This is a genomic window from Micromonospora sp. NPDC023888 (assembly GCF_040639415.1).
Lineage (GTDB): Bacteria > Actinomycetota > Actinomycetes > Mycobacteriales > Micromonosporaceae > Micromonospora.
The window spans coordinates 161,933-184,488 of record NZ_JBEZZW010000001.1 but is presented as its reverse complement, the minus strand read 5'-3'; the positions used below and the strand labels follow the sequence as shown (position 1 = coordinate 184,488).

The following is a 22,556-nucleotide window of genomic DNA, read 5'->3' as shown; positions in this document are numbered from 1 at the left end:
ATCGACTCGGCTTCCTTGATATCGGGGTATCCCTAACGACGGGATACCCCGATATTGCTGATCTCGTGTCGATCAAGCCGGTCAGCGGGCGATCTCGGTGACCCGGGACTCGCGGACCACTGTGACCCGGATCTGACCCGGGTAGGTCAGCTCCTCCTCGATCTGCTTGGCCACGTCGCGGGCCAGCACGGCCGCCCCGATGTCGTCCACGTCGTCCGGCTTGACCATCACCCGGATCTCCCGGCCAGCCTGCATGGCGAAGACCTTGTCCACGCCGAGCTTGCCGGCCGCGATCTCCTCGATCCGCTCCAGCCGCTTGACGTACGCCTCCAGGCTCTCCCGGCGCGCGCCCGGCCGACCACCCGAGCAGGCGTCGGACGCCTGGGTGAGCACGGCCTCGATGGTCTGCGGCGGCACCTCGTTGTGGTGCGCCTCGATGGCGTGCACCACGTCCTCGTGCTCGCCGTACTTGCGGGCCAGGTCCGCGCCGATGATGGCGTGGCTGCCCTCCACCTCGTGGGTGAGCGCCTTGCCGATGTCGTGCAGGAACGCCGACCGTTTGATGATCGGCACGTCCAGCCGCAGCTCGGCGGCCATGATGCCGGCGATGTGCGCGGTCTCGACCAGGTGCTTGAGCACGTTCTGCCCGTACGAGGTGCGGTAGCGCAGCCGGCCGAGCAGCGCCACCAGCTCCGGGTGGATCTCGGTGATGCCGACCTCGACCAGGGCGTCCTCGGCGGCCCGGATGCAGAGCTGCTCCACCTCCTGCCGGGCCAGGTCGTAGACCTCCTCGATCCGGTGCGGGTGGATCCGCCCGTCCAGGACCAGCTTCTCCAGGGTCAACCGACCCACCTCGCGGCGGACCGGGTCGAAGCAGGAGAGCAGCACCGCCTCGGGGGTGTCGTCGATGATCAGGTTGACGCCGGTCACCGACTCGAAGGCGCGGATGTTGCGCCCCTCCCGGCCGATGATCCGCCCCTTCATCTCGTCACCGGGCAGGTGCAGGACGCTGACCACGCTCTCCGCGGTCTGTTCGCTGGCGACCCGCTGGATCGCGTCCACCACGATGTGGCGGGCCCGCTGCTCGGCGGTGTTGCGCGCATCGGACTCGATGTCGCGCACCAGCAGCGCCGCCTCCCGCTTGGCCTGGGTCTCGATCGCCTCGACCAGCTCCAGTCTCGCCGCGTCGGCGCTGAGCCCGGCGACCCGCTCCAGCTCACGGCGGCGCAGCTCCTCGGACTCGGTGAGCTCGGCCTCCCGTCGGGCCAGCGCGGACTCCCGGGTCGCGAGGGCGGCGCGCGCCTCGGTGAGCTGCCGCTCCCGCTCGGCGAACCGCTCCACCTCCTCGGTGTGCATCCGCTCCCGCTCGTCCATCCGGGCCGCCCGACGCTCCACCTCCGCTGCCTGCTCCCGGGTGGTGGCGGCGAGCACCGCGACCTCCCGCTCACCGCTGCGCCGAGCCGCCGTCCGCAACTGCTCGGCGTCCGCCTCGGCCTGCTTGTGGGCGCGCTCCAGGACGGTGTCCGCCTCGGCGCGGGCGTCGTCGAGCACCCGGCGCGCCTCGGCGCGGGCGGCCTTCGCCTCGGCCTTCGCCGCCGCCGCCTCGGCTCGGGCCGCCGCAGCCGCGGACTTCGCCACGTCGATCGTGCTGTTCGCCTCGTCGGCTGCGCTCCGCAGGGCGGCGAGGGACTGCTCCTGGCGGTCCTTCTCGGCGATGAAGGCGGGATCCTCCGGGGCCGGCGCGGCACCCATCCGCCGCAGTGTCCGGATGCCGACGAGCACGGCCCCGATCACCACCACGGCGAGGACGAGGACGGCCGCGAGGAGCACGACGTCGAAGGCGTTCATGCCGGGACCCCGTCGGGTCTACCGATGAACCTGTGCCGCCGCCCCGCCATGGCCGCCTCCCCTAACGTCGAGACCGCAGCGACCGTGCCGGGGGCACACTCCTGCGGCTGTGGACGCCCGACCGGAGCGGCTGGCCGTGGGTAGCTCTCTCCGCCGGCGGTGCCCTCGGGCATCGTCGGCGACCGGGTGCAGTTGTCGCGGAGTTCCGGACCGGCCTGTCCAGATCTGCCGCCAAAGGCCGCGGAGTCGGCCAAAGTGATGCTGTCTTGTTACGCGATCTATGTTGTGCGCTTAGCCTGCGCTGGTCGGGCAATGTGAGCCTGTATGGCGAGGCTAGGTCGCCGGGGGTGCTCTGGTCAAGGACTCATGATCAAACCCCCCGGACGGAGAGAAGTTGCACCGTCACGCAAAGCTGATGCTGTTGCGGACACGCGGTGACAAACCTGGCGTTACGCCGCTACGGATCCGGATGTCGTACCTGTTCAGCGACGGCCACACCACGCGCAGAACCAGCTTTGTGACAACCATGACCCCCGCGCCCGCCCGCGAACATGCCCGCCGGACCGCACCCAGATCGCCCGGCATCCACGCCGACGTCGAACAGCGCAGCCCGGCGGGTCGTCAGTCGGACGAGCGGTTGTCGCGATCCAACTCGCCCTCGGCGTCGGCGAGCGCGTCGGCGTCGATCTGCTCGGCGAACTCGGCCGCCTCGGCGCTCTGCGCGGCCAACGCGTCCTTCACCGCCCGGATCGCCACACCGGGCGGGTAACCCTTGCGGGCCAGCATGCCCACCAACCGGCGGAACACCGCGTCCGGCTCGCCTCGGGCGGTACGCAGCCTGCGCTCCACCAGGGCGCGGGCGGTGTCCGCCTCGGTCTCCTCGTCCAGCTCACCGAGCGCCTCGGTGGCCACCTCGCCGTCCACGCCCTTGCGGCGCAGCTCGTTGGCGAGCGCCCGGCGGGCCAGCCCCCGCCCCGAATGCCGGCTCGACACCCAGGCGCGGGCGAACGCGGCGTCGTCGATGATGCCGACCTCGTCGTACCGGTCGAGCACCTCGGCCGAGACCTGCTCGGAGATGCCCCGCTTGGCCAGCGCACCGGCCAGCTCGGCCCGGGTGCGGGGCCGGATCGCGAGCTGCCGCAGGCAGATCTCGCGGGCCACCTCCGACTCGTCACGAGGAGGGCCGGGAGACTCGACCGCGTCGGTCTCGGCGGAGCGTCCACGGCGACCCTGGCGGGGGCGCGGTGGATCGGTGGCGTCGCCCGTACGGGGTGGGCTGGCATCCCAGCCCCGCCCCGTACGGGCGCGTCGTCCTGCCATGGGTCAGCGACCGGTCAGAAGTCGACAGGCGGCAGCTCGGGGCCACCGGCGGCGTCACCCGCGCCGACACCGACGCCGAGCTTCTCCAGGATCTTCTTCTCGATCTCGGCGGCCACGTCCGGGTTTTCCTTCAGGAACTCCCGGGCCTTCTCCTTGCCCTGGCCGAGCTGGTCGCCGTCGTACGTGTACCACGCTCCGGACTTGCGGATGATCGCCTGCTCCACGCCGACGTCGATGAGCGAGCCCTCACGCGAGATGCCCTTGCCGTACATGATGTCGAACTCGGCCTGCTTGAACGGCGCGGCGACCTTGTTCTTCACGACCTTGACCCGGGTGCGGTTACCGACCACGTCGGTGCCGTCCTTGAGGCTCTCGATGCGTCGCACGTCGAGCCGGACCGAGGCGTAGAACTTCAGCGCCCGACCACCGGTGGTGGTCTCCGGGCTGCCGAACATGACGCCGATCTTTTCCCGCAGCTGGTTGATGAAGATAGCCGTGGTGCCGGTGTTGCTGAGCACACCGGTGATCTTTCGTAGTGCCTGGCTCATCAGCCGGGCCTGGAGGCCCACGTGGCTGTCGCCCATCTCGCCCTCGATCTCGGCGCGCGGCACGAGGGCCGCCACCGAGTCGATCACGATGATGTCGATCGCGCCGGAGCGGATCAGCATGTCCGCGATCTCCAGCGCCTGCTCACCGGTGTCCGGCTGGGAGACGAGCATCGCGTCGGTGTCGACCCCGAGGGCCTTCGCGTACTCCGGGTCGAGCGCGTGCTCCGCGTCGATGAAGGCGGCGATGCCGCCGAGCCGCTGCGCGCTGGCCACCGAGTGCAGTGCCACAGTGGTCTTACCGCTGGACTCGGGACCGTAGATCTCGACCACCCGGCCACGCGGCAGGCCGCCGATGCCCAGCGCCACGTCGAGCGCGATGGAGCCGGTCGGAATGATTGCGGTCTGGACGACCGGCCGGTCACCCAGCCGCATCACCGAGCCCTTGCCGAATTGCTTGTCAATCTGAGCGAGAGCAAGGTCGAGTGCCTTCTCCCGGTCAGGCCCTGCTGCCATGGTTGCCACCCCTGCCTTCGCCGGCGTCTTTGCTGAGCTTCGCGTCACGCGGACACGCTAGGCGCTAGGTCCGACAGAAAACCAGCCGACGGGCCGCGAGCTGTGGACGAGCACCCCGCTGTGGACAATAGCCGAACAGGTGTACGACTCGACAAGCGACACGCGGAAGCGACGAAAAGGCTGCTCAGCGTAGTCGAGCGGGCACGCGGTCGGGGTACGCGGCACAAACCGCCCGCCACACCACGTGCGTCTGCTCCCCCGCCGCCAGTGCCTGCTCGATGGTCCGTCCGCCGAGCTGTGACAGCACCTGATCGCGGGCGATGCTGGCCGCGTAGCCGGGCCCGAACGCCTCGTCAAGGCGCGTCCAGAAGTCGGTCAGCCGCACAGTGATCAGCCCTCCTCGTCCGGTGCCCCGGTCGGCACCGGCCGCAACGCTAGCGCCACCAGGGGCACCACCGCGACCGCCGCGAGCAGGGTGAGCACGGGATATCCGGCGGACTGCATGACAAACCCGCTGGACACCGCGGCCCCCGCCCCGGCCAGACCCATGATCAGGTCGGACAGCCCCTGCACGCTCGGCCGCACACCGGCCGGCACCGACTCGGACAGCAGCGTCGAGCCGGCCACCATCGTGCCCGACCAGCCCAACCCGAGCAGGGCCAGACCCACCGACAGCCGGGGGGTGTGGTGCCCGGCGGTGCCGGCGACCGCGCAGGCGGCCAGCAACAACCCGACCCCACCGAGGATCACCGCCCGCCGGCCGAGCCGGTCGGTGAGCCAGCCGACAAGCGGGGAGAACGCGTACATGCCGGCGATGTGCAGGCTCAACACGATGCCGACCAGCCGCAGCACGTCGGCGTCGGCGTGCGACTCGCCGAGCCGGACCGGCGTCATCGCCATCACCGCCACCATCACCAGGTGACCGACCGCCACCGCGGCGATGCCGAGCCGGGCGGCCGGCCGGCCGCGTACCACCGACCAGGCCGCCCGCATCCCGGCGCCGCGCGGCGCGCGCACCCCGACCGGCGCGGCGGCCGGGGTCCCGGCGGCCGCCGCGAGCCGCCGCGCGGTGAGCAGCGGGTCGGGCCGGAGCAACCCGAGGAGTACGGCGGCAGCCAGCGCGAACGCGACAGCACTGAACGCGAACGGCCCCGCCAGTGGGGGCAGCCCCCAGCCGGTGGTGATCCGGTCGGCCAGCGCGGCGAAGTTCGGTGCGGCCACCGCGCCGATGGTGGTGGCCCAGACGATCAGGGAGAGCTGCCGCCCTCGGCGGGCCGGCTCGGCGAGATCCACAGCCGTGTAGCGGGCCTGGAGGTTCGCGGCGGTGCCCCCACCGAAGAGCAACATCCCGAGGAAGAGCAGCGGCACCCAGCGGGTGGCCGCGGCCAGCACCACGAGGACGCCGCCGACGGCGCCGACCGCGTACGCCACCACCAGGCCCGGTCGCCGCCCGTGCCGCGCCATGATCCGGGTGACCGGGACGGCGAGCAGCGCCGCACCCACCACCCCGGCGCTCTGCGCCACACCGGCCATCGCGGTGCCGGCGATCCGCGCCGCGAGCAGCGCGCCCACGGCGATGCCGATGGTCACGCCGATGCCACCGATGATCTGGGTGGTGAAGAGCAACCGCAGGGTACGGCGCTGGATCGACGTGACGTCGGGGCGGGCGACGGTACGCGGCGCGGTCAGGTCGGTGGCCATCGGCGCTCCTCAGGTGGGGGTGACCCATCCTCGCGCACCCACCCGGACCAGCGGCAGTGGGTTTTGCCGGAGCGGGTCGTCACCGGCGCGGCCCGCGCCGCCCCCGCGCCACCCGCCCCGGCGGCGGCAAGATCCGCGCAACGTCGGTGAAGCTGCTGCCTCGGCGCGCCCGGAGGCAGCACGTTCCCGGACGTTGAGGGGACCGCTTCCATCCCCTCACGGCCGGGTCGGTCAGCCGGCCATCACCCGCTGGTGCAGCGCGGAGACCGCCGAACGGGCCGCCACGAACGCGCCGTGCTGCCAGGCCACCTCGTGGCTCAGCCAGTCCCCCGCGAAGTAGACCCGCCCCGCCGGCTGGAGCAGCAGGTTGTATCCGGGTGTGCCGTACCGGGGCGAGGTCCAGGCGCCCTCGATGTAGCGGGTCCGGTCCCAGGCGTGGGAGTACGAGGTGACCAGCTCGGTGCGGTACTTGTCACCGTGGATCTTCACACCCTGGCTGATGGCGCGCTCCCTGCGCTGCTCCGGCGCGAGCCCGCTGTACGTCCTGGCGTTCGCCCCGGTGTTGTAGTAGCCGACGACCAGGCCGCGCTTGCCGTTGAAGCCGTACGACGGGTACCAGATGTGCGACAGGTCCAGGTCGGTCTCGGTGATGCCGCCGTAGATCCGCTGGTCGGTCTCCCACCAGCGGCTGCGGTACTCCAGGCCGATCTTGCCGGCGGCGGTGACCGGGAAGTCGGCCAGAGCGGCGGTCACCTCGGTGCCGAGATTGTGCGGCACCCGGGCCATCAGGTGCGGCGGCAGCGCCGCCACGCAGTAGTCGGCGGTGATCTGCGACTGCCGGCCGCCCTGCCGGTAGGTCACCTCGACCCGGCTGCCCCGGTCGGTCACCCCGGTCACCTCGGCGTTGAGCCGGACCCGTTTCGCGCCGACGGCCTTGGCCAGGGCGCGCGGGATCTGGTCCATCCCGCCGACCGGCTGGAACATCAGCATGGCCTGGTCGTAGCCGAGCTCGAACGAGAAGTACCGGCCCACGTTGCTGGCGAAGACGTCGGAGAGCGGCGGCGGCGCGCCGAGCAGGGTGCCCACGTCGTTGCCCGCGCCCGGATACCCGGAGAACCCGCGCCGGTTGGTCCCGGTGTACGCCCAGTCGCTGGCCCGCCCGCCGATCGCGCCGAAGCCCTGGAGGAACGACAGCAGCCGGTCGCGGTCGTCGGTGGTCAGCCGGCCGTCCAGCGCACCCTGGTCGGTGGCCTTCGCGAGCAGTTCCGAGACGTAGCCGTAGACGTCCGCCTTGGCGGTGCGGTACCGGATCGGCCCGGTCATCCCGGCGGACTCGTTGTAGATCCAGGCGTCGGCGTTCTGGTTGGTGAAGACCTCGATCGGTACGCCGAGTTCCCGGCAGTAGTCCATGGTGAGCATCCACTGCGCGATCCGACCCGGCCCGGCGTTGAAGTAGACCCCGTCGGAGAAGCCGGCCCGCTGGGTGCGCCCGTCGAGATCGGTCTCGACGTCGCCACCCCGGATGGTCAGATTCCGCCCACCGACGCGGTGTCGCGCCTCCAGGATCGTGCAGTCGTAGCCCGCCTTGCCCAACTCGTACGCGGTGGTGAGCCCCGCGACGCCGCCGCCGAGAACGACCACGCTGGCGCCCGACCGCCCGGTCAGGGTGAAATCGGATCGCTCCGGCGCCCGGAATGCGGGGACCACGGATCCCTCCGCGCTGGGAGCGAGTCCCATGGCACCCATCGTGGCGAGCATCGCGCCGGCCCCGCCGCTGACTCCGACCGCCCGCAGGAACCCACGCCGGCTGACCATCGACTGTGTCTGATCACTCATAACGGCCTCCCCTACAAGATCGACTCGCCTGAGTCTGCAGAGGGCCTGTTACGCGGCTCGTGCATTGTGGTTTCTGGCGGGTATCGCCTCGGCCACCCGGCCGTGGTGGCAGTTTTTGACAGAGATCTCCCGGGCGCTGCGGGCGAGAGCACGACGGGCGGGCGAGGCTGTGGGTCACCTACCCGGGCAGGGCGCGGGTGACGACGGTGAGGTCGGCGACCAGCCCTTCGTACGCCTTGTCCTGGTCGTCGGCGCGCAGCACCGCGGACGGGTGGATGGTGGCCAGCAGCCGCGCCGTCGGCGCGTCGGCGCGCTTTCCGGCGTTGTCCACCGGCACCCGCCGGAAGTCCTCCGGGTGCTGTGCCGACTCGGGCCAGGGCAGCAACTCGCCCCGCTGCCGGGTGACCCGGAAGGACGGGCCGAGCAGCGCCTTGGCGGCGGTGGCGCCGAGCACCACCACGACCTCCGGTCGCAGTCGGGCGAACTCGGCGACCAGCCACGGCCGGCAGGCGGTGATGTGCACCTGGTCCGGTGTCTGGTGGATCCGCCGCTTGCCCCGCAACTCGAACCGGAAGTGCTTCACGGCATTCGTGAGGTAGAGCTGGCCCGGCTCCAGCCCGGCGTCGTCGACGGCACGTCGCAGCAACCGTCCGGCGGGGCCGACGAACGGCAGCCCTTTCTGGTCTTCCATGTCACCGGGCTGCTCACCGACCAGCACCACCCGGGCGTTCTCGTCACCCCGGCCGAAGACCGTCTGCGAGGCGTCGCGGTACAGCTCGCAGCCCCGGCAGCCACCGGCCGCGGTGCGCAGGTCGTCGATGGTGTCGGCGTCGGGCGGGATGAACCGCTGGGCGCCCAAAGCGCTCCCGGTCTGCTCGGCCATGCCGACTGTTATATACCCGTCGGGTGCCCGACGCCGGGTACGTCCGCGGCGCGGTGCCACGCCACGTGACGCGACGCCGACCGACAGGCGTCAGTACCCGTTACCGCCGCCGTCGCCGCCCGAAGCGATCGCGATCAGCACGATGATAATGATGATGATCGCCACTGCGATCGCGATCCAGACTCCCTTACGGGCCCCACCTGAAGCCATGATCCCCACCTCCGGCGCCCCGCATACCCATCCAATCCGTCCCGAATCACCAACGGAGGTATCCGCGACACCAGACTGCGGCGGCTGGGTGTCAGGTCGGGAAGCCTCGGGACGGGATGGGATTCTCGGCCCGGGCCAGGGCGTCCGCCAGTGGGGCCAGATCCCCGGTGGTCAGGGGGCTGACGCAGATGCGCACAGCGGGTGGCGCGGCGATCCGGTAGAGGGCGCCGGGGGCCACCGCCCAGCCGGCGTCGCGCAGGGCGGTGACCACGCTTGTCTCGTCGGACACGGGCAGCCAGACGTTGATGCCGCTGCGGCCGTGCGCGGTCAGGCCGTGCCCGGCCAGTGCGGCGAGCAGCCCTTCGCGCCGCTGCTCGTAGCTCTCTGCCGCCCGCCGCACCTGCTCGTCGACCGCCGGGTCCTGCCAGAGGGCGAGGACCAGCCGCTGCAACACGGTGGAGACCCAGCCGGCGCCGACCCGGGTCCGGCCGGCCACCCGGGCCACAGTGGTCTCGTCGCCGACCAGCACCGCGAGCCGCAGGTCCGGGCCGAAGGGCTTGCTCACGGAACGGACGAAGGCCCAGCTCGGGGTGGCCCCGGCCAGCGGGTGCAGGGGTACGCGGGCCAGTTCGGCGGCGTGGTCGTCCTCGATCAGCAGCAGGTCCCGCCGACCGGCGAGCAGCGCCCGTAGTGCTGCGGCGCGGGCGGCGGAGACGGCCGCGCCGGTCGGGTTCTGCGCCCGGCTGGTGACCACCAGCGCGCGTGCTCCGGCGGCCAGCGCGGCGGCCACCCCGGCCACCCGTGGCCCCTCGTCGTCAAGCGGTACGCCGATCGGGCGCAACCCCAGCGCGGCGACCAGGTCGAGCAGGTTGGCCCAGCCCGGGTCCTCCACCGCCACCGCGTCACCGGGGCGCAGGTGTGCGCCGAGCAGCCGTTCGATGCCGTCGAGTGCGCCGCCGGTGAGGGTGAGTTCCCCGGCCGGTACGCCGTCGGCGCTCAGTCGGGCGCGGGCCGCCTCGGCAAGCTCCGGCAGCACTCCGGCGTCGGAGTAGCCGACCGACGGGCCGTTGTCGGCGGCGAGGGCCGCCAGGTGCGGGCCGAGCGGGGGAAGCAGCCGGAGGTCGGGTTCGCCCCGGGACAGGTCGCGGGCGCCGGGCAACGGCGGGGGGCGCAGCGCGGAGCGGCGGGCGGCCACCGGAGGGCGTGGACGCACGCGGGTGCCGTGCCGCCCGGCGGTGGCGAGCAGGCCGCCCTGGCGCAGGCCCTGGTAGGCGCGGGCGACGGTGGCGGGGCTGACGCCCAACTCGGCGGCGAGCGCCCGCACGGGCGGCAGTGCGGCCCCCGGCGGTAGGTCGCCGGTACGGATGCCCGACTCGATGCTCGCCGAAATCTCGGCGGCCGTCGTACCACTGAGCTGATAGTGTGCTGACACAAATAAGAGATTGTACTAGAACAAAGGGGCGAGCGCATGTATCCACCCACCGCCCGGACCACACCCCACCGCTCCCGCGACAAGATGAGCTACGACCGGGCCGCCGCCCACGCGGTGCTCGACGAGGCGTACCACTGTGCGCTCGGCTTCACCGTCGACGGCCAGCCACGGGTGCTGCCCACCCTGCACGTCCGCATCGGCGACACGCTCTACCTGCACGGCTCCACCGGCAGCCGCCCGCTGCTCGCGGCCCGCGGCGACGGGCTGGAGGTCTGCGTCGCGGTGACCCTGCTGGACGGCCTGGTCTACGCCCGCTCCCAGTTCCACCACAGCGCCAACTACCGCTCGGTGGTCGCGCTCGGCACCGCCCGACTGGTCACCGACGAGCGGGAGAAGAGCGCCATGCTCACCGCGCTCGTCGAGAAGGTCGGCTCGGGACGCAGCACGGACACCCGTCCCCCCAGCCGGCGCGAGCTGGCCGAGACCGCGGTGCTGGCGCTGCCCCTGCACGAGGTGTCCGTCCGCAACCGCACCGGTGGGGTCCGCGAGGACGAGACCGACCTGCACCTGCCGCACTGGGCCGGCGTGCTGCCGCTGCGGCTGACCGCCGGGCAACCCGAGCCGGACGCCGAGGTCACCGCACCACTGCCGGCGTTCCTGCGGACGGCCCGCACGCCCTGGCACGAGCCGGTGTCACTGCGCGGCGAGCACGTCCGGCTGGAGCCGTTGGAGTTGGCGCACGCCGACGAGTTGCACGCCGCCACCGCGGACGCGGAGGTGTGGCGGCACCTGAACGTCTCGCTGCCCACCGCACCCGCCGGGACCGCCGAGGTGATCGGCACCGCCCTGGCCGCACAGCACCAGGGGGAGCGGGTGGCCTGGGTGCAGCGGTGCGCGGCCACCGGGGCCGTGGTCGGCAGCACGTCCTACTACGAGATCGACCCGGAGCGCCGGTCGGTGGCGATCGGGCACACCTTCCTCGGGCGGCCCTGGTGGCGTACCGGGATCAACACCGAGGCCAAGCTGCTGCTGCTCGGCCGGGCCTTCGACGACCTGGGCGCGGTACGGGTGGCCTGGCACACCGACATCCGCAACCTTCGCTCCCAGGCGGCCATCGAACGGCTCGGCGCGACCCGGGAAGGGGTGCTCCGGATGCACCGGCAACGCCCGGACGGCTCCTGGCGGGACACCGTGCAGTACGCGATGACAGTCGACGAGTGGCCGAACGCACAGGCCAGGCTGCGTGAAAGACTTCTGCGGACGGCGCCGGTGGCGTGATGATGGCGGGCGTGCTGGGGATCAACGACATCTGGACGTACGTGCTGGGCACCGTGGCCATCATCCTGCTGCCCGGGCCGAACTCGCTCTTTGTGCTCTCCACCGCGGCCAAGCGGGGCGTCGCGGTGGGCTACCGGGCCGCCGCTGGCGTGTTCGTCGGCGACGGGGTGCTGATGTTCCTCTCCGCCGCCGGGGTGGCGTCGCTGCTCAAGGCGTACCCACCGTTGTTCATGGTGATCAAGTACGCGGGTGCCGCGTACCTCGGTTATGTCGGGGTGACCATGCTGCTCGGCGCCGCGCGGCGCTGGCGCGACCGCAACGACCCGAGCACGCCGCGGCTCATCGACGCCGCGGAGCCGGAGGCGATGCGCAGCCCGTTCCGCAAGGCGATGGTGATCAGCCTGCTGAACCCGAAGGCGATCCTGTTCTTCATCTCGTTCTTCATCCAGTTCGTCGACCCCGGGTACGCCTGGCCAGCGTTGTCGTTCCTGCTGCTCGGGCTGATCGCCCAGGTGACAAGCGCGCTCTACCTCACGGCGTTGATCTTCGCGGGCACCTTCCTGGCCGCCCAGTTCCGCCAGCGCCGCCGGCTCGCCGCCGGTGGCACCACCGCCGTGGCCGCGCTCTTCCTGGCCTTCAGCCTCAAGCTCGCCACCGCGAGCGCCGGCTGACCTGGTGCCGGCCGCCCGGTCAGGTCCCGTCGCCGCCACCGCCGCCACCGCCGACACCCCCGGCGCCGGCGGTGCCGCCGAGGCCGTAGCCGGACCGGACCGGCTCGTCGGGATGGCGGCTCACGTGCGCGGACCCGGCGATCTGCGCCGACCAGTCGGAGTCCGCGGCAGCGGCGGCGTGCCTGTTGATCGCCTGTCGGATCCAACCGTCGACGGTGGCGACCCAGTCCCGCCGGTCGCTGCCCTCGTGCCAGATCCGGAACCGGCTGATGCTCTGGTGGGTGATCCCGGCGAGCGCCAGCCGGCGATCCATCCAGAGGATCGCCTCCAGACCCGCCGAGTTGGTCACGAAGATCACCTCCAGCTCGGTGATCGGGCCGGCGTAGAGCGGCCCCACCCAGTAGCCCCAGCGCTGGTGCAACGGCAGGGTGTGCTCCACCCCGGGCAGCCCACCCTCCTGCAATCCGGACTGGCGGATCATGAAGCCCAGCGTGTCGAGCGCCGCCAGCACGTGCTGCTGCGTCGGGAGCGGATGCACGAAGACCGGCACCATGGCCCCCTGGTCACGGTCGGGGTCGAGGGACACCTCGGTCCGCAGACCCATCCGCAGGCTCAGCAGCGGCACCCCACCGAACGTGGTCACCGGGGTCTCCCACGGCAGCGGAAACGCGAAGTCCACAGCCCGTCGCCGCCCAGCGGGCACGACGAACCGGCCGGCGATCGGCAGGTGGTGGAACTGCATGAGCCGCCGGGCGGCGGCCGGGTCGTCCGGCTCGACAGTGGTGACCAGGCCGAGCCGGATGTGTCGCACCAGCACGTCCTCCAGCCCCGCGGCGAGGGTCACCCGCCCCGGCAGGCGCAGGCCCGGCCGGGTGCTCGGGTTGGGCAGCGTGGTCTGCACGGACAGCCCGGTCGGACCGGACTCCCGGGACACCCCCGTCAGCCGCACCGCACGCCCCCCTCCGGGACGAGGCCCCGCCGGCCCCGCACGGGCAGCGCCTACCCCGTCGAGGCGACCTCAAGCCCGCCGCGCCGACCCGGCCGCACCCGCGTGGCGCGGCCGGGTTGGCAGCTCAGCGCAACCGCCGCCCGCGCGGCACCATGTCGGTCTCGTCGTCGAACTCGCCGATGACCTCCTCCAGGAGGTCCTCAAGCGCCACGAAACCGATCGGCCGGGCCGGGCCGCCGCCGTTGCGCACCAACGCGAGCTGCGACTGCCGGGCCCGCATCGCCGCCACCGCCTCGGTGACCGAGGACGTCGCGGGCAGGGTGAACGCGGACGTCATCAGCGCCCCGGCGGTGGCGACCCGGCCGGCGGTGACCACCCGTACCGCCTCCCGGACGTGCACCAGGCCGCAGACGTCGCCCGCCTCGTCGAGCACCGCCAGTCGGGACCGACCGCTGTCCCGGCTCACCTGTTCGATCCGCTCGGCCGGGTCGTCCCGCCGGACGGTGACCATGGTGGCGAACGGTTCCATCACCTGAGCCACGGACGTGCCCTGCAACTCGAGCATGCTGGTCAGGAGCTGGTGCTGCTCCGCGCCGAGCAGCCCGTGCTCACGGGACTGCTCCAGCAGGATCCGCAGCTCGTCCGGGCCGTGCACCTGGGCGAGCTGATCCTGCTGGGTCACGCCGACCAGCCGCAGGATCGCGTTGGCCAGCGCGTTGAGCGCGGAGAGCACCGGCCGGGACACCCGGGCGAACGCACGGAACGGCAGCGCGAGCAGCGTCGCCGACCGCTCCGCGTCGGTGATCGCCCACGACTTCGGTGCCATCTCCCCCACCACCAGGTGCAGGAAGGTGACCACCCCGAGGGCGAAGACCAGGGCGACGAGGTGACTTGCCGCGTCCGGCAGGCCCACCGCGTGCAGCAGCGGGCTGAGCAGGTGCTCGATCGCCGGCTCGGCAAGCGCGCCGAGACCCAGGGTGCACAGCGTGATGCCGAGCTGCGCGCCGGCGAGCATCAGCGACAGCTCGCGGACGCCGTCCAGGGCGGCACGTGCCGCCCGGCCCCCGTTCGCCGCCGCCTGCTCCAGGCGGTACCGCTTGCTGGCCACCAGGGCGAACTCGGCGGCCACGAAGAACCCGTTGAGCGCCAGCAGGATCACCGAACTGAACAGCGCGATCCCGGGGCTCACGCCGCCACCTCCGGCTTGGTGAGCTGCAACCGCACCGAGTCGGCCACGTGCCGGTCCACGGCCAGCACCTCGACAAGCGCCCGGGGCTCGGCCTCGTTGTCCTCGCCGTCGGCGCCCTCGGGCAGCAGGCTGATCTCCAGCCGGTCACCGACCTCCGGCACCCGGCCCAGCTCCCGCATCACCAGTCCGGACAGGGTGTCGTACTCCGGGGCCTCCGGCAGGGCGATGCCGGTGCTGTCGGCGACCTCGTCGATGCGCCAGCGCGCCGGCACCACCCAGGACCCGTCGTCCTGCCGGGCCGGTGCCCGGTCGGGCGGGTCGTCCTCGTCCCGGATCGGGCCGACCAGCTCCTCGGCAATGTCCTCCAGCGTGATCACCCCGGCGAAGCCGCCGTACTCGTCGACCACGCAGGCCATCTGGCGATGCCCGGACCGCAGCCGGTCGAGCACCGTGGGCAGGGGCAACGTCTCCGGTACGAGCAGCGGCGGCCCGGCCACCGCGCTCACCGGGGTGGTGGCCCGCTCCCCCGGGGGTACGCCGAGCACGTCGGCGATGCCGACGACACCCAGCAGGTCGTCGACGCCCTCCGCACCGCGCACCGGGAAGCGGGAGTGGCCGGTGTCCAGCAGCTCGACCACCCGGCTCACCGGCTCGTGCGCCCGTACGGTGTGCACGTCGACGCGGGGCACCATGGCCTCCCCGGCGGTCAGCTCGCGGAAGTCCAGACCCCGGTCGAGCAGCGTGGACATCTCGGCGTCGAGGCTGCCCTCCTCGCGGGACTCGGCGATGATCTGTTCCAGGTCCGCCGGGGTGGCGCCGCTGGGCAGCTCCTCGATCGGCTCGATGCCGATCCGGCGCAGCAGCCGTACCGAGGCCCGGTCGAAGAGCCGGATCAGCGGCCCGGCGACGGCCAGGTAGATCAGGGTGGATCGGCTCAGCGCCCGGGCCAGTCGCTCGGCCCGGGCGATGGCCAGGTTCTTCGGGGCCAGCTCACCGAGGACCATCTGCACGATGGTGGCGATGACCAGGGCCAACGCCACCGACAGCGGCAGGCTGACCGCCTCGCTGACGCCGGCCACGCCGAGCAGGTCGGCGAGGCCACCGCCCAGGTACGGCTCGGCGACGTAGCCGACCAGCAGGGCGGTGACGGTGATGCCGAGTTGCGCGCCGGAGAGCACGAAGGAGAGCCGGCTGGTGACGGTCAGGGCCCGGGCGGCGGCCTGGTCGCCGTCATCGGCGAGCTGGCGCAGCTTGCCCCGGTCCACGGCGACATAGCCGAACTCCTGCGCCACGAAGTAACCGGTGGCGGCAGTGAGAAGGATGATCAGAAGAAGACCGACGACGATCAACACGGGTCGCTCAGGGCTCCCGGGGTCGTCGGTACGGGGATATGCCGGGCACGACCCGGCTGGCTACTGCTGCCCTCCTGGGCAGAAGAGTCGATCATGCCGCTATTTTATCGGCGCTGGCTGGGACTCCGCTTGGGGTGGGCCGAAGGAGCACCAACGTCCGGTTCACCGGCCGTCACGCCGGTCCGGCCGACCCACCGCCCGAACCCCGTTCAGCCAGCTCGTCGGCGTCGAGCAGGCTCCGGTCCAGCCGCCCCGACCGGTACGCGGCCCGCCCGATCATCTGAGCCGCGACCGGCGCGGTCGCCAACTGGAAGACCGCCACCAGCCCGACCATGCCCAGGTCCGCCGGAGACCGCAACCGTAACGCGATGCCCACCAGCAACAGCAGCACCCCGAGCACCTGCGGCTTGGTGGCCGCGTGCATCCGGGACAGCGCGTCCGGGAAACGCAGCACGCCGATCCCGGCGGCCAGGCCGAGCAGCGCGCCGGCCACCAGGCAAGCGGCGCCGAGCCAGTCCGCGACCGTCGCGATCACCGCTGCTCCCGGACGGCGAAGCGGACAAGTGACACCGAGCCCACGAAGCCGAGCAGGGAGAGCACCACAAGCACGGGCAGCGTGGTGGCATGCCGGTTGACCGCCGCCTCGGCGCCCACCGCGCCGACCATGGTGGCGAGCAGCATGTCGGCGGCGATCACCCGGTCCACGAGCGACGGGCCACGGTACAGGCGGGCCAGCGCGAGCAGCGCGGTCACCGACAGCAGGGCGGTAAGGACGACGGCCAGGAACGTGGTCACGGGCTGGTTCCCCTCTCGGATCGGTCGGCCTCGACGCGGCGCAGTTCGGCGGCGGAGCCCACCGCACTGATGATTCGCCGTTCGACGGTGCGGGTGCGTTCGCGGGCCACGTCGAGGTCCGCCGGCCCGTGGGTGTCCAGCACGTGCAGGTAGAGCGTCCCGGAGTCCCGGTCCACCTCAAGGATCAGCGTGCCCGGCACCAACGAGACCACCTCGGCGGTGAGCGCCAGATTCAGGTCCGTGGACACCCGCAGCCGGACCGCGATGATCGCCCCGCGCGGCCGGTAGCCGGGCTGCACGGCGATCCGGGCGACGTGCAGGCTCGCGCTGACCAGCTCGACGACGAACCGGCCGGCGAACACCAGCAGCGCCCCGGGTCGCAGCCGGCCGCCGAAGCTGACCGCCGGCAGCGGATAGAAGACCAGCACCGCGCCGCCCACCAGCAGGCCGCCGAGCACGTTGGCCCAGTTGATGTCCCCCCAGAGCAGGTTCCAGACCACCACCAGCCACCCGAGCGCCGCCACCTGGTCGCGCCGACGCCCGAGCCGGCCGCGCCCCACCACGGTGGGCGCGGGGGCGTCGGGAGCCTGCTCAGGGGGGCCGGTCACGGCACGCCGTCCGGCAGCACGGCCTGCACGTACGGGGTGCGCAGCCGCAGGTCGGCGGCTGCGTCCGTGGTGACGTCGAAGAGCGGACCGGCCAGTACGGTAAGCGCCAGCCCGAGGGCGACCAGGGCCACGGTGGCCCCGACCATCAGCTTCGGCAGCGGCACGGCCGGCTCGCTGGTAGCCAGTCGGGGCGCCCGCCAGAAGGCGATGTTCCACACCCGGGACGCCACGTAGAGGGTGAGCAGGCTGGTCAGCGTGCCCGCCGCGACCAGCACCCAGGGCAGCGGACCGCCGGCCGCCACCCCGGCCTGGAGCAGGCCGAGCTTGCCCAGGAAACCGGAGAACGGCGGCACCCCGGCGAGATTCATGGCCGGGACGAAGAACAGCACCCCCAGCAGCGGCGCCACCCGGGCCAGCCCGCCGATGCGGCGCAGGTCGGTGCTGCCGGCGCGCTCCTCGACCAGCCCGGCGACGAGGAACAGCGTGGTCTGGATGGTGATGTGGTGCACCACGTAGAAGATCGCCCCGGAGAGCCCGGCGGCGGTGCTCAACGCCACCCCGAAGATCATGTAGCCGATGTGGCTGACCAGGGTGAACGAGAAGAGCCGCTTCAGATCGGACTGGGCCACCGCACCGAGGATGCCGATCACCATGGTCAGCCCGGCGACGACCATCAGCGGCACGTGGGCATGCCCACCGGGAAACAGCAACGTCTCGGTACGGATGATCGCGTAGACGCCCACCTTGGTGAGCAGACCCGCGAAGACGGCGGTGACCGGCGCGGGTGCCGTGGGATAGCTGTCCGGCAGCCACGCCGACAGCGGGAAGACCGCCGCCTTGATCGCGAAGGCCAGGAGCAACATCAGTTCCAGGGCCAGCCGGACGCCGTCGGGCAGGTCGTCGAGGCGTTGGGCGAGCTGGGCCAGGTTGAGCGTGCCGGTGGCCGCGTACACCAGGCCCACCCCGGCCAGGAAGATCATCGAGGAGAGGATGCTCACCACCACGTACGTCGACCCGGTCCGGATCCGCGTCTCGGTGCCACCCAGGGTGATCAGCACGAAGCTCGCGGCCAACAGGATCTCGAAGCCGACGAAGAGGTTGAACAGATCACCGGCCAGGAACGCGTTCGTGACGCCCGCGGTGAGCACCAGGTACGTCGGGTGGAAGATCTCCACCGGGCTGGACTCGCTCGTCTCGCTGCGACCCTGGCCGATCGAGTACAGCAGCACGCAGAGGGTCACCGCCGACGACACCACCACCATCAGCGCGGCGAGTTGGTCGGCGACAAGCACGATGCCGACCGGCGCCGGCCACCCGCCGACCGCCACCACCACCGGCCCGTGCCGGTACGCCTGCACGAGCAGCAGCAACGCCACGGTCAGCGTGCCGCCCAGGCAGAACACGCTTATCGCACGCTGGAGTCGCGGCTTCCCGGCCAGCAGCAGCGTCAGTGCCGCACCGAGCAGCGGCACCACCACCGGCAGCGGCACCAGGGCGCTCATCACGCCTCCTCCCCGCGGCGCAGCCGACGGCGGGCGGGCTCGGGATCGACCTGCTCCGGGTCGCCGTTCGGGCCCTCCCCGCCGTGGTCGACAGCGCCCACCTCGTTCCGCACCGCCCGCCGGATGATCTGCCGGTCCTCCAGGTCGTCGGGCACCTCGTCGTCACCTGTCAGATACCAACTGCGGTACGCCACCGCGAGCAGGAACGCGGTGAACCCGAAGGTGATCACGATGGCGGTCAACACCATCGCCTGCGGCAGCGGATCACTCATCCGCTCCACCGCACCGGTGCCGACGATGGGCGCCCCACCCGGTCGGCCACCCAGCAGGATCAACAGGTTCACCCCGTTGCCGAGCAGGATCACCCCGAGCAGGATCCGGGTCATGGTGCGCTCCAGCAGCAGGATCACCCCGCAACCGACGAGCACCGCGACAGCCAGCACCAGCACCAGCGTCGGTCCCGCGTCGCTCCGCGTCACGGTGCCACCTCTGATCGCGACTGCGGGGCTCGCAAACCCGGCTCACTCCTCGCGCTCACGCCTGTTGCCCCTTGTCGACGGCCAGACCACCGGTGGCCGTCCCGGTGGCCTCGATGTGCCGGTCCACCTCGGCACCGAGGCTGCGCAGGATGTCCAGCACCAGCCCGATCACGACCAGGTACACACCGATGTCGAAGAAGAGCGACGTGACCAGGTGGGCGTCACCGACGAACGGCAGCGACCAGTCGACCTTGGCGCTCTCCAGCACCGACCCGCCGACCAGCAGCCCCACCACCCCGCTACCCACCGCCAGGACCAGCCCGGCGCCGAGGATCGCACCGGCGCCGATCGGCGCCGCCTCGGTCAGCTCGTACCGGCCGCCGGCCAGGTAGCGGACCACCAGGGCGAGACCGGCCACCAGACCACCGGCGAACCCACCGCCCGGCGCGTTGTGCCCGGAGAACAACAGGAACAGGGAGAACAGCACCACGGTGTGGAAGATCAGCCGGATGACCACCTCCAACACGATCGAGCGGCGCTCCTCGTAGAGAGTGGGGCCACCACGCAGCCACACCGGCCGGCCGGGTTCGTCGACCCGCTGATCCGACTCCGGCCGGCGCGGCCGGGGCCCGGTCCGGGACCGCTCGAAGATCAGGCTGGCCACCCCGGTCGCGGCCACCACCAGCACCGCCAGCTCACCCATGGTGTCCCAGGCCCGGATGTCGACAAGTGTCACGTTCACCACGTTGCGGCCGTACCCCTCGGCCACCGCCAGATCCGGGAAGGCGGCGGAGATGTCCGGTGCCCGGCGGGCCCCGGCGGCGGCGAGGGCCAGCCCGGCGGCCACCACACCCACCGCCACCCCGATCGCCCGACGGACCCAGCGGGTACGCCGCAACGGACGGGCCGAGAACCGCTCCGGCAGGCGACGCAGCACCAGCACGAAGACCGCGATCGTCGCGGTCTCCACCAGGAACTGGGTGAGCGCCAGGTCGGGCGCGCCGTGCAGGACGAAGAGCATCGCGGTGCCGTAGCCGGTCATCCCCACCAGCAACATCGCGGTCAGGCGCCGACGGGCACCCACCGCCAGCACCGCGGCGACCGCGATCACCAGCACGACCACCGGTTGGAGCAGGTTGTCCCAGAGCGGAATCCGGGCCCGCCACGGGCCGGCGGAGAGCATCGCCGTACCGGGCACCAGCACCAGCGAGACCAGGATGATCCCGAGATACTGCGGCAGGGAGCCGCGCTGCGTCGCGCCGGTGACCTCGATGGCCAACCGGTCGAACCGGCCAACGATCCACTCGTACCCCTGGTTGCCGCCCACCGGCGCGCGGAGCCGGGCCAGCACCGGGGTGAGCGGCCCGCGCACGGCGAAGAGCAGGCCGCCGCCGACGAGCGCCAGCACGGACAGGCCGAGCGCCGAGGTCGGCCCGGACCAGAGCGCCAGGTGCGCGTCGATCCCACCGAGCAGATCGGCGTACGGGCGCAGCACGTCGTCCAGCACGCTCGCGGCCGGGCCGGCGAGCAGTCCCACCCCGGCGAGCACCGCCGGCGGGACCAGCAGTGACGCGGCGATCGGGCCCGGCTCGGGCGGTGCCACACCCGGCCGGTGGGCGAACGCGCCCCAGAGGAAGCGGGCGCTGTACGCGACGGTGAGCACCGTCCCGGCGACCAGGCCGGTGAGGAGCACCGGCTGGTCGGTGAACGCCCCGAACACCGCCTCCTTCGCCACGAAGCCGACGAACGGCGGCACGCCGGCCATCGACGCCGCGGCCAGCACCGCCACCGCGAACAGCGGCCGGGACCAGTGCCGCAGCCCGGACAGCTCCCGCAGGTCACGGGTGCCGGCCCCGTGGTCGATGATGCCGACGACCAGGAACAACGCCGCCTTGAACAGGGCGTGCGCCAGCAGCATCGCGGTGCCGGCCAGGGCGGCGTCCGGGGTGCCCGAGCCGGTCACCGCGACCAGCAGCCCGAGCTGACTGACCGTCCCGTACGCCAGCAGCAGCTTCAGGTCGGTCTGCCGCAGCGCTGCCCAGCCGCCGAGCAACATGGTGGCCACGCCGGCGACCTGCACCACCGGCCGCCACGGCCCGACCGTGGCGAGCACCGGCGCGAGCAGACCGACCAGGTAGACGCCGGCCTTGACCATGGCGGCGGCGTGCAGGTACGCGCTGACCGGCGTGGGCGCCGCCATCGCGACCGGCAGCCAGGAGCTGAACGGCAGCACCGCCGACTTGGACAGCGCGCCGGCCAGGATCAGCAGCACGGCGACCACCAGGTACCCGCCGCCGGGCGGTGCCTGGGCGGCGATCTCCGACCAGCGGTAGGTGCCGGCGTGCACGCCCAGCATGATGAACCCGACGAGCATGGCGAGCCCGCCCAGCGTGGTGACTGTCAACGCCTGCGCCGCCGCCCAGCGGCTGGACCGCCGCTCGGTGCTGTGCCCGATCAACAGGTACGAGAAGATCGTGGTGAGTTCCCAGCCGACGTAGAGCAGCAGCAGGTCGTCGGCGAAGACCAGGACGAGCATCGCGCCGGCGAAGGCGACCAGGACCCCGACGTACCGGGCCAGCCCGCTCGACCCGGCGCTGAAGTAGCGGGCGCTGTAGACCAGCACCAGCGCGCCGACGCCCCCGATCAGCAGGGTCATCAGCCAGGAGAGCGTGGTGAGCCGGAACGCGATGTCGAGGCCCAACTGCGGGATCCACGGGTACGTCTCGACCACCGCCCCGCCGTCCCCGACGGCCGGGGTGCGGGCCAGTGCCCAGCAGAAGGCGGCAGCCGGCGCCAGTGCCAGGGGGTAGCACGCGCGGGAGCCCCACCACCGGACGAGCAGGGGTGCGACGAGGGCCGCCACGAGGTGGAGGACGAGCAGTACCAGCACCTGCGCTCCCGATCCAGGTGGCCGACGCCCGTGCAGCGGCGGCCCCTAGCAGCGATCAGACGCCAGTTCGTCGCCCACCGGGCGGTTTTGCCGGAATTTCCGCGCTACCCCAGCCGACCTGGCATGGGGCGGTCCTGGCGCAGCTCGGTCAGCAGGTCGGCTCGGCCGAGTTGGCGCGCCACCCGGTCGACCACCCGCTCCGCGGCGGCAAGCGACCGCACCGAGAGCAGCCGACCACGACTCTCCCGGCGCAACACGAAGTAGTGGACGGCGGCGCGGACCTGCCCACGATCGGCGGCGCTGGCCTGGGCGGTGCACAGGACCAGCTCCCGCAGGCAGCGGGCGAGGCGTTCGGCGAGCTCGAACTCGGCGCCGTGCAGGCCGCAGCGCAGCGCGGCGAGGTGGCTGTCGACCTTGCGAATCAGCACGTCGGTGCCTGGTTCGACGGTGTGCTGCTCGCCGGCCATCAAACCCCCTCACCCCGGTTCGCGTTGGCAGTGAAGTTACTTTATGTTGCTCCTTACAAGCAAGCAGTTAAGTGAGACTTAACGT

At 72.3% G+C, this 22,556-nt stretch carries 20 protein-coding genes; 2 read left to right on the top strand and 18 right to left on the bottom strand.

Annotated features, from left to right (window positions below; all coding sequences use genetic code 11):
• Positions 1-81: 81 nt before the first annotated feature.
• From rny to AB0F61_RS00775, 8 genes are all read right to left on the bottom strand, one after another.
• Positions 82-1,848, bottom strand: coding sequence for a ribonuclease Y (rny, locus tag AB0F61_RS00810; RefSeq protein WP_357801773.1), 1,767 nt, complete (start codon positions 1,846-1,848; stop codon positions 82-84).
• 621 nt (positions 1,849-2,469) lie between these two features.
• Positions 2,470-3,168 carry a regulatory protein RecX gene (locus tag AB0F61_RS00805; RefSeq protein ID WP_357801770.1) on the bottom strand — a complete coding sequence of 233 codons (699 nt, stop codon included), beginning with the start codon at positions 3,166-3,168 and terminating at the stop codon, positions 2,470-2,472.
• A 14-nt stretch (positions 3,169-3,182) separates the two neighbouring features.
• Positions 3,183-4,229: a recombinase RecA gene (gene recA, locus AB0F61_RS00800; protein ID WP_053656326.1), complete on the bottom strand. Its 1,047-nt coding sequence runs from the start codon at positions 4,227-4,229 to the stop codon at positions 3,183-3,185.
• Positions 4,230-4,413: 184 nt separating this feature from the next.
• Entirely contained in the window at positions 4,414-4,614 is a 201-nt protein-coding gene (locus tag AB0F61_RS00795; RefSeq protein WP_030336777.1) for a DUF3046 domain-containing protein, read from the bottom strand.
• A 5-nt stretch (positions 4,615-4,619) separates the two neighbouring features.
• Positions 4,620-5,930: an MFS transporter gene (locus AB0F61_RS00790; RefSeq protein WP_357801768.1), complete on the bottom strand. Its 1,311-nt coding sequence runs from the start codon at positions 5,928-5,930 to the stop codon at positions 4,620-4,622.
• A 231-nt stretch (positions 5,931-6,161) separates the two neighbouring features.
• On the bottom strand, positions 6,162-7,766 hold the full coding sequence (locus AB0F61_RS00785; protein WP_357801766.1) for an FAD-dependent oxidoreductase: 1,605 nt from the start codon (positions 7,764-7,766) through the stop codon (positions 6,162-6,164).
• A gap of 178 nt (positions 7,767-7,944) precedes the next feature.
• The gene (locus AB0F61_RS00780; protein WP_357801764.1) at positions 7,945-8,649 is read right to left on the bottom strand and encodes a UdgX family uracil-DNA binding protein; all 705 of its coding nucleotides are present in this window, start codon (positions 8,647-8,649) and stop codon (positions 7,945-7,947) included.
• A 301-nt stretch (positions 8,650-8,950) separates the two neighbouring features.
• Positions 8,951-10,291, bottom strand: coding sequence for an aminotransferase class I/II-fold pyridoxal phosphate-dependent enzyme (locus AB0F61_RS00775; RefSeq protein WP_357801762.1), 1,341 nt, complete (start codon positions 10,289-10,291; stop codon positions 8,951-8,953).
• Between the two features lie 36 nt (positions 10,292-10,327).
• Here AB0F61_RS00775 and AB0F61_RS00770 point away from each other — a divergent pair, with 36 nt between their 5' ends.
• Both AB0F61_RS00770 and leuE read left to right on the top strand, forming a co-directional pair.
• Positions 10,328-11,569: a bifunctional pyridoxamine 5'-phosphate oxidase family protein/GNAT family N-acetyltransferase gene (locus tag AB0F61_RS00770; protein ID WP_357801760.1), complete on the top strand. Its 1,242-nt coding sequence runs from the start codon at positions 10,328-10,330 to the stop codon at positions 11,567-11,569.
• A complete protein-coding gene (gene leuE, locus AB0F61_RS00765; protein ID WP_357802088.1) occupies positions 11,569-12,240 on the top strand; it encodes a leucine efflux protein LeuE in 672 nt (223 codons plus the stop codon). Before AB0F61_RS00770 ends, leuE begins: the two co-directional genes overlap by 1 nt.
• Before the next feature lie 19 nt (positions 12,241-12,259).
• On the opposite strand, the gene AB0F61_RS00760 is transcribed toward leuE, so the two are convergent.
• The 10 genes from AB0F61_RS00760 to AB0F61_RS00715 form a co-directional block, all read right to left on the bottom strand.
• Positions 12,260-13,189: a sporulation protein gene (locus tag AB0F61_RS00760; protein WP_357801759.1), complete on the bottom strand. Its 930-nt coding sequence runs from the start codon at positions 13,187-13,189 to the stop codon at positions 12,260-12,262.
• Between the two features lie 124 nt (positions 13,190-13,313).
• The gene (locus tag AB0F61_RS00755; RefSeq protein ID WP_357801757.1) at positions 13,314-14,378 is read right to left on the bottom strand and encodes a hemolysin family protein; all 1,065 of its coding nucleotides are present in this window, start codon (positions 14,376-14,378) and stop codon (positions 13,314-13,316) included.
• Positions 14,375-15,730, bottom strand: coding sequence for a hemolysin family protein (locus AB0F61_RS00750; RefSeq protein WP_357801754.1), 1,356 nt, complete (start codon positions 15,728-15,730; stop codon positions 14,375-14,377). The genes AB0F61_RS00755 and AB0F61_RS00750 overlap by 4 nt, the downstream gene beginning before the upstream one ends.
• Positions 15,731-15,902: 172 nt before the next feature.
• Positions 15,903-16,262: a monovalent cation/H(+) antiporter subunit G gene (gene mnhG / locus AB0F61_RS00745; RefSeq protein WP_357802086.1), complete on the bottom strand. Its 360-nt coding sequence runs from the start codon at positions 16,260-16,262 to the stop codon at positions 15,903-15,905.
• Positions 16,262-16,525 (bottom strand): monovalent cation/H+ antiporter complex subunit F, encoded by a 264-nt coding sequence (locus tag AB0F61_RS00740; protein WP_357801752.1) that lies wholly within the window; start codon positions 16,523-16,525, stop codon positions 16,262-16,264. Before AB0F61_RS00740 ends, mnhG begins: the two co-directional genes overlap by 1 nt.
• Entirely contained in the window at positions 16,522-17,133 is a 612-nt protein-coding gene (locus AB0F61_RS00735) for a Na+/H+ antiporter subunit E (RefSeq protein WP_357801750.1), read from the bottom strand. Before AB0F61_RS00735 ends, AB0F61_RS00740 begins: the two co-directional genes overlap by 4 nt.
• Complete coding sequence (locus AB0F61_RS00730; protein WP_357801749.1) at positions 17,130-18,635, bottom strand: Na+/H+ antiporter subunit D; 1,506 nt, start codon at positions 18,633-18,635, stop codon at positions 17,130-17,132. The genes AB0F61_RS00735 and AB0F61_RS00730 overlap by 4 nt, the downstream gene beginning before the upstream one ends.
• Positions 18,635-19,114, bottom strand: coding sequence for a Na(+)/H(+) antiporter subunit C (locus AB0F61_RS00725; RefSeq protein WP_357801746.1), 480 nt, complete (start codon positions 19,112-19,114; stop codon positions 18,635-18,637). The genes AB0F61_RS00730 and AB0F61_RS00725 overlap by 1 nt, the downstream gene beginning before the upstream one ends.
• 55 nt (positions 19,115-19,169) lie before the next feature.
• A complete protein-coding gene (locus AB0F61_RS00720) occupies positions 19,170-22,004 on the bottom strand; it encodes a Na+/H+ antiporter subunit A (RefSeq protein WP_357801745.1) in 2,835 nt (944 codons plus the stop codon).
• Between the two features lie 104 nt (positions 22,005-22,108).
• Positions 22,109-22,471 carry a hypothetical protein gene (locus tag AB0F61_RS00715; RefSeq protein ID WP_357801742.1) on the bottom strand — a complete coding sequence of 121 codons (363 nt, stop codon included), beginning with the start codon at positions 22,469-22,471 and terminating at the stop codon, positions 22,109-22,111.
• Between the last annotated feature and the right edge of the window lie 85 nt (positions 22,472-22,556).